This is a genomic window from Hyunsoonleella pacifica (assembly GCF_004310335.1).
Classification (GTDB): Bacteria; Bacteroidota; Bacteroidia; order Flavobacteriales; family Flavobacteriaceae; genus Jejuia; species Jejuia pacifica.
The window spans coordinates 81,810-93,932 of sequence record NZ_SIRS01000006.1; the positions used below are offsets into that span (position 1 = coordinate 81,810).

7 protein-coding genes are annotated in these 12,123 nt (G+C 32.6%); 4 read left to right on the plus strand and 3 right to left on the minus strand.

Annotated elements, in window-relative coordinates:
- Window positions 1–30 precede the first annotated feature (30 nt).
- The gene (locus EYD46_RS14790) at window positions 31–2,478 is read right to left on the minus strand and encodes a T9SS type A sorting domain-containing protein (RefSeq protein WP_130937947.1); all 2,448 of its coding nucleotides are present in this window, start codon (window positions 2,476–2,478) and stop codon (window positions 31–33) included.
- A 195-nt stretch (window positions 2,479–2,673) separates the two neighbouring features.
- Between EYD46_RS14790 and EYD46_RS14795 the strand changes: the two genes are divergently transcribed.
- From EYD46_RS14795 to EYD46_RS14805, 3 genes are all read left to right on the plus strand, one after another.
- Window positions 2,674–4,290 carry a CTP synthase gene (locus tag EYD46_RS14795; protein WP_130937948.1) on the plus strand — a complete coding sequence of 539 codons (1,617 nt, stop codon included), beginning with the start codon at window positions 2,674–2,676 and terminating at the stop codon, window positions 4,288–4,290.
- 88 nt (window positions 4,291–4,378) lie between these two features.
- The gene (yidC, locus tag EYD46_RS14800) at window positions 4,379–6,274 is read left to right on the plus strand and encodes a membrane protein insertase YidC (RefSeq protein WP_130937949.1); all 1,896 of its coding nucleotides are present in this window, start codon (window positions 4,379–4,381) and stop codon (window positions 6,272–6,274) included.
- A 92-nt stretch (window positions 6,275–6,366) separates the two neighbouring features.
- Complete coding sequence (locus EYD46_RS14805) at window positions 6,367–7,062, plus strand: toxin-antitoxin system YwqK family antitoxin (RefSeq protein WP_130937950.1); 696 nt, start codon at window positions 6,367–6,369, stop codon at window positions 7,060–7,062.
- Window positions 7,063–7,577: 515 nt separating this feature from the next.
- Here EYD46_RS14805 and EYD46_RS14810 read toward each other — a convergent pair.
- Window positions 7,578–8,969 carry a fasciclin domain-containing protein gene (locus EYD46_RS14810; protein WP_130937951.1) on the minus strand — a complete coding sequence of 464 codons (1,392 nt, stop codon included), beginning with the start codon at window positions 8,967–8,969 and terminating at the stop codon, window positions 7,578–7,580.
- Window positions 8,970–9,384: 415 nt separating this feature from the next.
- Entirely contained in the window at window positions 9,385–10,788 is a 1,404-nt protein-coding gene (locus EYD46_RS14815) for a fasciclin domain-containing protein (protein ID WP_165454394.1), read from the minus strand.
- A gap of 131 nt (window positions 10,789–10,919) precedes the next feature.
- On the opposite strand from EYD46_RS14815, the gene mnmA reads away from it, so the two are divergent.
- The gene (mnmA, locus tag EYD46_RS14820; RefSeq protein WP_130937953.1) at window positions 10,920–12,107 is read left to right on the plus strand and encodes a tRNA 2-thiouridine(34) synthase MnmA; all 1,188 of its coding nucleotides are present in this window, start codon (window positions 10,920–10,922) and stop codon (window positions 12,105–12,107) included.
- The last annotated feature ends 16 nt before the right edge of the window (window positions 12,108–12,123 follow it).

A 12,123-nucleotide genomic window follows, 5' to 3' on the forward strand; every position in this document is an offset into this window, starting at 1 on the left:
AAACAAACTATGCAAATTTTTAGCAACTGATTATTTTATTATAACTTTTTTTATTTCCGTTTTTGAAGAGTCCGTAATCTTAACTATATACAAACCAGCAGCTAGATTTTTAGTTTCAATATTCTTTTCATTTTGAGAGAACATTACTAATTCTCCAACACTAGAGAAAATTTCGATCTTATAATCTTTAGTGGTTCCTGATATAGTAAATCCATCAGGTTTAGAAATCGGGTTGGGGTAAATTAAAATAGTATTCTTTTCTTTTAGTGGCTTTAATATATTATTAGAAGTGTTACGTCTTGCTGATAAGTTCTGATTACATGGAGTAATATTATCAGTTCTATGATATTGTCCGAGGGTTGAAATAGCTCCTGTTCCTTGAGAAGTATATGATTGAGAGCTTGTATTTGTGAATAGTGTGGTTTTTAGTTCATCTCCATTAATAAGATCGAATTGCCCAGAAATAAGAGCTCCAGTTCTCCATCCAAAATCTTCATATAATTTTCCATAATTACTGATCGCGTTATCTCCGTTTCCACGATAAATTTGAGTTGTAAAACTCCCGTCGTTATCAGGTGCATTATAAGCTATAACAATATCATCAGATCCGTTTCCATTGAAATCTCCAGTAGTCATTGCGGCAGTTTGCCACCAAGCATGATTAAATTTTTTATCACTTTCACCATATCCAAGAGGATGGGCTCCTGTTCCTGTTCCTTTGAAAATCTGAGTATTGTCATTACCTGTAGTGTCTGGAGCATTGTATGCAATGTATAATTCATCATATCCATCTCCATCAAAATCTCCAGAAGTTATAGATTTTGTTAACCACCAAGGATGATTGTAAACATGACTTCCGTTACTCGTAAGATTAGAAATTGGATTAACTCCAGATCCTGTTCCTTTAAAAATTTGAGTATTATCATCTCCATTATCATTAGGAGCATTAAATGCTGTGAAAATTTCATTAGACCCACTATTATCATAGTCGCCAGATGTAATAGCAGCTGTTCTCCACCAAACATGGCTGTAAAGCTTTCCAAAGTTTGAAACAGAATTTACGCCATCTCCCATATATATTTGCGTGTTGTCTTTGTTAGAAGTCAAAGCATTGAATGCTGTTATTAATTCAGGAGTTTCACCATTTATAAAGTTATTCATCTCTAATGCACCTATATGCCAAAATTTACTTTTGTATAATACTTTGGATAAATAATGAGGTGTTTCTGGTCTAGTTCTTACTAATTTTGTGAAATTATCATAATTGTAAGCTACGAAAGTTTCATCTTTTCCATCCCCATTAATGTCGCCTGAAGTAGTCGCCGAAATTTCTTCACATTCAGGATGAGTTCCAATTACAAAATTATCAATATCTACAAACGTATCATTACCCCATTTAGAATGGTGTAATGTTATCTCAGTATTACTATCTGGGTAAGGAAATGTACATACATTTTTAAATAATTGATTGTTTGTCGAAGGTAATTCTATTCTGTTTTTATTTCTCTCATCTTCAATAGGATTGCCATTCTCATCTTTAATTGGATCATAGCAACCATTACAATCAGTAATGTCGCCATCATCGCCTGAATTGCAATACCAAGCTTCAAAAAAACCTGTATTACCATTTGAATATGCATTACCTGATTGCTCGATATAATTTCTTTCAAACACATTATTATTACATGCATTTCTTAATTTAATAGGACTTTTATCGCATAACGAAATGTAATTATCCTTTATCAAGTTATTATTCGAAAAATTGACTATGTACATAGCATGTATGGCTACTTCACTGTCTTCTTTATTTTCAATTCTATAGAATACATTAGATTCAATAGTATTATTTGTTGAATTTGATAACCCTAAAGCTGAAAAACCATTTACATCTTTTACAATACCATCTTCAGTTGTATATTGCTCTGTTGTATATTTACCCCCAATATTTTTAAAAATATTATTTTTTATTGTATTGTGACTATTCTGAATAGTCTCAATATATTTACAATCAGTGCTCAATGATGTTTGACCTAACGAAATGGCATTTACATAATTTTGTATAATTAAGCCTTCCAACCAAAAATTTGTTCTACGATTTATTGGAGCTAAACTGATAAACTTTAAGTGTAAAGTTCCATCAGAATCCGTTCCGTCAAAGATTACTTTTTCGTTATTATAATTGATTATTTTAACAATAAAATTGTTGGAGGTTGTTTTCCAAAATATAGCTTTTTGGTAATATACTCCACCTCTAATATGAATCGTTAAGTTGCTTCCTATATTAGTTCCATAAGAATTTAGTATAGAATCGTGAGCAACTTCAAGAGAGGGAAATATTTTATCAGAGTCAAATTTACTTTGAGTATTTGGAATAAGGGTGTTTGATTCCAATGTTGGATTTGTAGAAACTAAGATGTGAATATTTGCAAAGGCACAGGAATAAATCAAAAATGATAAAAAAAATAATTTGAATTTCATTAGTAAAGTTATTTAGCTACTATAAAGAATGTTGAATTTTAAACAAAAATATTAGAATTTTTCTGTAAAACCAACATTCTTAATGAGATTTAGTAAACCAGAACCACTGTTAATAACCTCCACCTAAATAGTTAAAAAACAATTCTGCAATAACTATTTTAATTTTGTAAATTTGCCTGCGTTTATAAGCGCAACATGACAACCAATACTAAGTACATTTTCGTAACCGGAGGGGTTACATCTTCACTAGGAAAAGGCATTATAGCCGCATCTTTAGCAAAACTTTTACAAGCACAAGGGTATCGGGTTACTATCCAAAAATTAGATCCATACATTAATGTAGATCCAGGTACACTAAATCCTTACGAGCATGGAGAATGTTATGTTACCGAAGATGGAGCAGAAACCGATTTGGATTTGGGTCATTACGAGCGTTTTTTAAATGTGCCTACAAGTCAAGCCAACAACGTAACCACAGGGCGCATATACCAAAGTGTGATTCAAAAAGAGCGTGAAGGTAAATTTTTAGGAAAAACAGTACAGGTAGTACCGCATATTACAGATGAAATTAAACGTCGTGTACAAATCTTAGGAAAGTCTGGAGATTACGATATTGTAATTACCGAGATTGGAGGAACAGTAGGAGATATAGAGTCGCTACCTTACATTGAAGCAGTGCGACAATTGCGTTGGGACTTGGGAGAACATAACGGTATAGTTATCCACTTAACCTTAGTGCCATATTTGTCTGCAGCAGGAGAACTAAAAACAAAACCTACGCAACATAGTGTAAAAACCTTAATGGAAAGTGGAGTGCAAGCCGATATTTTGGTATGTAGAACAGAGCATAACCTTCCAAAAGATCTACGCAGAAAATTAGCATTATTTTGTAATGTAACTGCAGATTCTGTAATTCAATCTATAGATGCTTCTACTATATACGATGTGCCGAACCTAATGTTAAAAGAAGGTTTAGATAAGGTAGTTTTAGATAAGTTGGCATTAGATAGCACAAAACCAGATCTTAAAAACTGGAATAAGTTTGTGCATCGTCATAAAAATCCAAAAACTGAAATTAATATAGGATTAATAGGTAAATACGTAGAACTACAAGATTCCTATAAATCTATCTTAGAAGCCTTTATTCATGCAGGAGCTGCTAACGAGGTAAAAGTAAATGTAGAATCTGTACATTCTGAATATTTAAACGACGAGAATGCGGAGTTAATGCTTGGACATTTAGACGGTGTACTGGTAGCACCTGGCTTTGGAGAGCGTGGAATAGAAGGAAAGATATCAGCAGTAAAATACGTAAGGGAAAACAATGTGCCTTTTTTAGGTATTTGTTTAGGAATGCAAATGGCAGTAATTGAATTTGCACGTAATGTACTGAATTTAAGTAATGCCAATTCAACTGAAATGGATCCAGATACATTGCACCCGGTAATCGATTTAATGGAAGAACAAAAAACCATTACAAACAAAGGTGGTACGATGCGTTTAGGCGCTTGGGATTGTGTATTGATGCCAGAAAGTAAAGTAGCAAAAATTTACAAAGAAGAACATATAAGCGAGCGTCATAGACACCGTTATGAATTTAACAGCGATTACAGATATCAAATAGAAAAAGGAGGGATGCAAGCTACGGGATTAAACCCAAAAACAGATTTGGTGGAAATCGTGGAAATTTCAGAGCATCCATGGTTTATTGGTGTGCAATATCACCCAGAATATAAAAGTACAGTAGCAAACCCACATCCTTTATTTGTTGGATTTGTAAAAGCAGCGTTAAAACATAAAAACTCTAAATAAGTGCCATTGTGGCATTTTATGGTATATTGGATAGCTTTTTGACAAACAAAAACCATCCTCTCTTTTATTTAGGGCACAATTTAAAATTATGGAAGAAAAAAAGTTAGATATTAACTCGGTTATAGGTTTTGTTCTCATTTTTGGAATAATGATTTACATGTTCTGGCAAAATAAACCTACGCCAGAAGAACTAGAAGCACAAGAACAGGCAAAGCAAGAGAAAGTTGAAGCTGAGAAAAAAGTAAAAGCCGATGTGCAAACCCTGGTTACTACCCCTAACGATTTTACCAATATAGCAGATTTAGATTCACTCGGACTGATTGAGTTTAAGAATAAGTTTGGGATTTTGGCCTATTCTGAAAGTTTAGCCAATAACGAAGAAACAGTAGTAGAAACAGATGTTTTTGCTTTAAAGTTTAGCAACAGAGGCGGTTATTTATCTGAAGTAAAGTTAAAAAACTTTGTAGATTACGATTCCGTACCTATATATATCGTTAAGGATAATAATGCTGTTTTTAATATCGAGTTTGGCACTACAGATAGTAGGGTTGTCAACACCAAAGAGCGTTACTTTGCACCTTCAGTCTCAAAAAATGGAGACAATACCATCGTTTCAATGAAGTTTAAGATTTCCGAAAGCAAATTTTTGGAGTATCGCTATGAGTTGAAACCAGATGATTACATGATAGATTTTAGTGTAAGGTCACAAGGTTTAAGCAATGTTATTAATAGTTCTCAAACCATAAACTTAGATTGGAAATTAAAAGGATATCGTCATGCTAAAAGTATTTCTTACGAAAACAGATATACCGATATTCATTATGAGCACGATGGAGGTAATCCAGATTATACAAGTGCTCGTGATGCAGATGAAGATCTAAATGACGTTGCTTGGATAGGGTATAAGCAACATTTCTTCTCATCAGTATTACTTACTGATACACCTTTTAAAACTGCGAAAATCACTGCTAAGAACTTAGTAGAAGAAGAAACCATAGATACAGTATATACCAAAATGTTTACATCTAAAATTCCTCTAGAATTAAAAGGAGGGGAGTTAAACGAGTCTATGGATTGGTATATAGGGCCTAACGATTTTGATATTTTAAATAGTTACAATAGAAATTTAGACGAAATAGTGCCATTTGGTTGGGGTATTTTTGGGTTTATAAATCGCTATGTTTTTATGCCTCTATTTAGTTTTCTAGGTGGTTTTATGCCTTATGGTATAGCAATTGTTGTGATGACAATTTTAGTAAAAATATGCTTGTCTTTCGTTCAGTATAAACAATTTCTATCTCAGGCAAAAATGAAAATATTAAAGCCAGAGTTAGATGCTATTCGTGAAAAGCACAAGGATAATAAAATGAAAGCACAGCAAGAAACTATGGCGTTACAAACCAAAGCAGGTGCAAGTCCGTTAGCAGGATGTTTACCAGCTTTAATACAGTTGCCTGTATTTTACGCATTGTTTCAATTTTTTCCGTCGGCTTTTGATTTAAGACAAAAAAGTTTTTTATGGGCGGATGATTTATCATCTTATGATACCATAGCTAATTTGCCTTTTAATATACCATTTTATGGTAGTCACGTAAGCTTGTTCCCAATATTAGCAGCAGTGGCGATTTTCTTTTATATGAGATTAACCACTGGGCAAAATATGCAGGCGCAACCGCAACAAGAAGGAATGCCTGACATGGGAAAAATGATGAAGTACATGATGTATTTCTCACCAATAATGATGTTGTTTTTCTTTAATAACTATGCTTCAGGATTAAGTTTATACTATTTCATATCAAACGTAATTAGTATAGGAATCATCCTTGTGATAAAGAATTATATTTTAGATGAAGATAAAATTCATGCACAAATTCAAGAGAATAAAAAGAAGCCAAAAAAGCAAAGTAAGTTTCAAACTAAAATGAAACAAATGATGGAGCAAGCAGAACAGCAAAAACAAATGCAACAAAAACGAAAGAAGTAATATAAAAGCTGCCATCAGGCAGCTTTTTTGTTTATACCAAAAAGGTATTAATGGCGTTATGGTTTTATCTACTTCAAAATTATAGTTTACTTATGAGAAAGCTGTTTTTTATCTTTTTTCTGTTTGGTATTTCTAATACAGTGTTAACACAAACCTTTAATCAATTTAATGAAAATGGTAAACGTCATGGCGTTTGGAGAAAGTATTTTGAAGGTACTAAAGTTTTAAGGTATGAAGGCGCTTTTAGCAACGGAAAAGAAATCGGGCTTTTCAAGTTTTATAAAAATATAAAAGGAGAAGGTGTTTTAAGTGCCACACGGCAATTTAGTGATAGTACAAATATAGCCGAGGTTATATTCTTTACTTCAAAAGGAAAAGTGATTAGTGAGGGGAAGATGCGGGGAAAAATTTATGTAGGTACTTGGAAGTATTATCAAAAAGATTCTGATAAACTTTTAACGCTCGAACATTATAATGGTTTGGGAAAACTTGAAGGTAAACGATTTGTATATTATAACAACGAGCAAGTAGCAGAAGCAACAAATTACAAGAATGGTGTTTTAGACGGAAAGGCAACTTATTATTCATTAAACAATGTTGTTTTAAAAACCATGATTTATGTTGAAGGCGAAATACATGGAGAAGCTAAATTTTATAATCCAAAAGGAGAACTTCTTGTGGAAGGACAATATAAAAAAGGCAAAAAGTATGGTGTATGGAGTTATTATGAAAATGGAGATTTAATAGAGACCAAAGATTTTACTGTAAAAGGGAAATATAAATCATAAAGAAAAAGCCCTTTGATTTCTCAAAGGGCCATCTTCATAGACAATTTTTATACTAACTATAAACTTTAAAACTTGCCTATACCAAACAAACCAAACTAAATATTTTAAGGTAAAGGTGGTAAAACAACCTTGTTGATTACGTTTATAACACCATTTTAAGCTTGAACATCAACAGCAATTATGTTGCTTACCCTGTTGTTTGCATCAGTCAAGGTTGCACCACCCAAGATATTTGCTGTTATATCCACCTTATACTATATTTTCTCTATTAGAATAACTTCTATTTTGTTTAACAAATTTAATAAAAAAATAAACAAAATGAAAATAATTTGGCTGTTATATTGTTTAATAATACGTTAAAATTCAATTATAGACCGTTGTTTTATTATTACTTATTGTAATAAAAAAAATATGACAAAAAAAGCCTCTTAAACTTTTTAAGAGACTTTTTTAATAGGCAATTCTTTAACTAACGATAAGATTTAAATTTGCCTATCTTAACAAACCAAACTAAATTATGGTGCTGCTGGTAGCAACACTTTATCTATAACATGTACAACACCATTGGTTGCATGTACATTTAATAAAGTAGGAATTAATCCTGCCGCAGGATCACTCATTGCAGCATCTTGGACTGTTAAGGCGCTAACACTTATCCCTACGTTTTGATCATTCAACATCTCAACATCTCCATCTACTAAGTCACTTGAAAATACATAAGCACTTGCCTTTACAACATGATGTGTTAAGATTCCAGCTACAGCAGATGGCTCAGTACTGTTTATTGCCTCTTCAGTTAATCCGGCAGCAATAAATGCAGCATCAGTTGGAGCGAATACAGTAAATGGACCATCTGTGCTAAATGTATCTCCTAAACCAGCTCTTTGTAAAGCTACAGCTAATAGTGTAAATTCTCCTGGGTTGCCACCTGCAAACTCTCCTACAATATCGTTTATAGTTTGTGTAGGTGGTATTAGAGTTCTGTCAATAACATGTACTACACCATTAGAACCAGCTATATCTGTGTTAGTTACAGTAGTTGTGCCATTAATTGTTACAGCACCACCAGCATTGGTTAAATAAAAGTTTCCGCCAACTGTTGGTATTTCTGCTGCTGATCCTGCTGTAGTTGGTAAATCAGCTGCGTTTACTACACCATCAATAACATGATAAAGTAATATGGCATCAGCACCATTTACATCTGTAATACCTGCTGCTTCAAAAGCAGCATTAGTTGGTGCGAATAATGTCATGCCATTCCCACTAGGCCCATCCCCTAATAGAACACTTAATAAATCTGCATTTGCATTTTGTACAGCTGCAATTAGAGTTGTAAAATCTTTGTTAAAGTATGCAGGCGCCACTATAGTTCCAACTATTGGTGCTATTGATGGTGGTACCATTACACTATTTATAATGTGAGCTACTCCATTTGTTCCCAACGCATCAACTGCGATAATTTCAGCACCAGCAATAAAAAGACTGTTACCGTCTGATGTTATTGTAGCAGTTTCTCCATTAACCATTTCTATGTCTCCGGGAGTTACTAAGTTTGAAGTTACTGTTGCAGAAGCAAATACGTGATACTCCAAAACGTTTCTTAGTACGTCCTCTGGAATGTCATCTATGCTATCCTGCCCAATTGCAGTTAGTAAGGCTGCAAAAGCGTCATTGGTAGGGGCAAAAACTGTAAATGTACCATTTCCACTTAAAGTATTAATCAAATCAGGATACTTCAAAAGGGCAGCTTCTAAACTTGATAATTGTGATGTAGCCTGAACAATTTCAACTAAATTATTTGTTGGAACAAATTCTATAGGGTCATTATCGTCGTCACTACACGACAATACAAATACGGATGCTAAAAAAAGCACTATTAATTTTTTTGTTGCTGTTAATGTTTTCATAGTATTTATTGATTTTAATTTTTTTGTTTAACAAAAATATCAATAAATTAAACATAAAAACAAATTTTGTTTCATAAAAAAATGCAAAAATTAAACAAAATAGTTCTTTTTATGCATTTTATCGATGTTTTTATTCGTATAAAGTGTTACTAGATTATGTGCTAGTGTGATTTTTGATATTAAATTCTTAAAAACTAATATCTATATTAATCGGTTTTGAGAAATTAAATTCGTGAAGTCAAAGTACAGTTGTTAAAACTATATAGAATTATAGTCTTTACCCCTAGATGATAAAAAGCTAGGTTTTAAATATCGTAATTTAATATATTTTGATTATATATAAATAGCAGGATGGTAAGCTACGTAGTATGTTTATTTAGGAAAGCTTAATGAAATTGGTATAGTAGTATATTATTTAATCTAAATTAGGTATTGCTACTTTATTCAAAACATGTATTATACCGTTGCCCGCTTGAATATCTACTTTTATGATACCCAAATCTGTGTTTCCAGAACCATCAGTTACATCAGCAATGTTGCTGTCTGTTCCTGGAAGTGTAATTATTAAATTATCACCTTCTAGAGTACTTACCGTTGAGCTTCCGTTTTGTGTTGATGTTCCTGAAGTTATATTTACCTCACTAGCAACGTGGTGTAATAATACTTCGGTTAAGACGCCTTCCTCAGGTACAGTAATAGCATCGAAAGCCATGTTAGTTGGAGCAAAAACAGTAAATGGAGGGTTAATCATATCTCCATTATTAGTTTCTGTTCTAGATAAAATATCTACAAAAGAGGTTTCAGGTGTTAATGTTGTTAAAGCAGAGACTAATGTGGAAAAATCAGGATCTGCTGTAGCAAATGTTACAACAGTTGGTATAGCCACTACTTCATCAACTATGTGTATAATACCATTGGTAGCAACAATATCAGCTTGTTGAACTTTTGATATACCATTAAAAACTAAGTCATCATTATCGTCTATTCTGTGATATAAACTTAAACTATTAGTATCTAAATAAGTCCCCATAGATTTAGAGTAGGTAGGTCCCATTGCTACAAAATCTGTAGATGATAAATTATCATTAATAACGTGATTCGATAATAAATTAGCAAGAGTGTCTCCAGATGGTATCTCAGAAGTATTAGCAAATGCGTTATCATTTGGAGCTAAAAGTGTAAAATTACTTTCACTACTAAGTGTGTTTATTAATTCTGAAGGTAATACTCCTGCTAAAGCAGTCAAGTTAGGATTTGCATTAACTAAGGTAGCAACAGTAGGTAAGTTTATAACACCATCTACAATGTGTATTATACCATTACTTGCTCTAACGTCAAAATTATTTATATCTATGCTTACTTCTCCATTTATAATGAAGCCTCCTGAGGAATCATCTATAAGCATACTAAGATTTAAATCTGAATTATTTTGAGTAGCTAATGTTTTAATTGATAATGAAAAAAGATCAGTTATAACAAACTCTCCATCAATTACATGATTTAATAAGATGTTTCGTAATAAGTCTACAGGTACTTCAGATAAATCAGTATAGCTATTTTCTCGTAAAAATTGTTCGAATACTTCATTAGGGGGAGCAAAAAGGGTAAAAGGTCCTTCAATGTCTAATGTTTGGAGTAAACCAGTTCTATCTAAAGCTTCAGTTAGTAGGCTCAATCTTGTATTAACAAAAACTAGTTCTGAGATTGTACTTGGCGTAGGACCAGTGGGTATATCAGAACTATTTCTGTCATTAGTACAGGATAAGACTAAAAATAAAGTTAAAAAACAACTAACAATTTTAGCATTTATTCTATTCATTTTCATTTTTCTTACAAAGATAAATAAATTAAACAAATAATGATTTTTGTATTAAATGCGGTACTTGTGCTGAACAATATAAGTCATTAGATTATGTATCTTTGTACCCTTAAAACGAAGGAATATATTAAATGAAACGTGTTGTAATTGGTCTTTCTGGAGGTGTAGATTCTAGTGTTGCAGCTTACCTATTAAAAGAGCAAGGTTATGAAGTTATTGGCTTGTTTATGAAAAATTGGCATGATGATTCTGTTACTATATCTAATGAATGCCCGTGGTTAGATGATAGTAATGACGCCATGTTGGTTGCTAATAAATTAAATATTCCTTTTCAAACTGTAGATTTAAGCGAGCAATACAAAGAACGTATTGTAGATTACATGTTTGATGAATATGAAAAAGGTAGAACACCAAATCCAGATGTATTATGTAATCGAGAGATTAAATTCGATGTGTTTATGGATATTGCATTAGAGCTTGGAGCAGATTTCGTCGCCACAGGGCACTATTGTAGAAAAGCTAGTATACAAAAAGGAGGCGAAGAGATTTATCAATTGCTTTCAGGAATCGATAATAATAAGGACCAGTCTTATTTTTTATGTCAACTGTCACAAGAACAACTGTTTAAAGCTTTATTTCCTATTGGAGAACTAACAAAACCTGAAGTTAGAGAAATAGCAGCAAAACTAGATTTAGTTACAGCTGAAAAAAAAGATTCTCAAGGCCTTTGTTTTATTGGTAAGGTAAAACTACCTGACTTTTTGCAACAACAGCTTAAACCAAAAGAAGGAGTAATTGTAGAGGTTCCAGAAAGTGATACTATATATAACAACGAGAAAAAAGAGTTTAACTCTAAAGAAAAAGAACTTCAACATTTATCGAGAAAAATTGAATATACTATAAACAATGGTAAAGTTGTTGGAAAGCATCAAGGGGCACACTACTTTACAAAAGGACAACGTAAAGGCTTAGCAGTTGGTGGAACACCTGAACCGCTTTTTGTAATTGATACTGATATTCAAGATAACATAATATATACAGGACAAGGTAAGAATCATCCTGGGCTTTTAAAGAAAGCACTTTTTATTTCTAATGAAGAACTACATTGGATACGTGAAGATTTAACATTAGATACAAATGAAACAATGGAGGTTCTTGCGCGTATTAGGTACAGGCAACCGTTACAAAAGGCCATACTACATAAAGTTGTAGATGGACTATATATAGAATTTACTGCATTACAATCGGCTATTACTGAAGGGCAATTTGCAGCATGGTATATTAACGACGAGCTTATAGGTTCTGGAGTTATTTCGTAACTTAGTGATTCCAAAT

What these genes read in the sequence shown, in the direction of transcription:
- EYD46_RS14795 (WP_130937948.1), top strand. Translation starts at nt 2,674, where the DNA reads ATGACAACCAATACTAAGTACATTTTCGTAACCGGAGGGGTTACATCT.
- mnmA (WP_130937953.1), top strand. Translation starts at nt 10,920, where the DNA reads ATGAAACGTGTTGTAATTGGTCTTTCTGGAGGTGTAGATTCTAGTGTT.
- EYD46_RS14810 (WP_130937951.1), bottom strand. Translation starts at nt 8,969, where the DNA reads ATGAAAACATTAACAGCAACAAAAAAATTAATAGTGCTTTTTTTAGCA.
- EYD46_RS14815 (WP_165454394.1), bottom strand. Translation starts at nt 10,788, where the DNA reads ATGAATAGAATAAATGCTAAAATTGTTAGTTGTTTTTTAACTTTATTT.
- EYD46_RS14805 (WP_130937950.1), top strand. Translation starts at nt 6,367, where the DNA reads ATGAGAAAGCTGTTTTTTATCTTTTTTCTGTTTGGTATTTCTAATACA.
- EYD46_RS14790 (WP_130937947.1), bottom strand. Translation starts at nt 2,478, where the DNA reads ATGAAATTCAAATTATTTTTTTTATCATTTTTGATTTATTCCTGTGCC.
- yidC (WP_130937949.1), top strand. Translation starts at nt 4,379, where the DNA reads ATGGAAGAAAAAAAGTTAGATATTAACTCGGTTATAGGTTTTGTTCTC.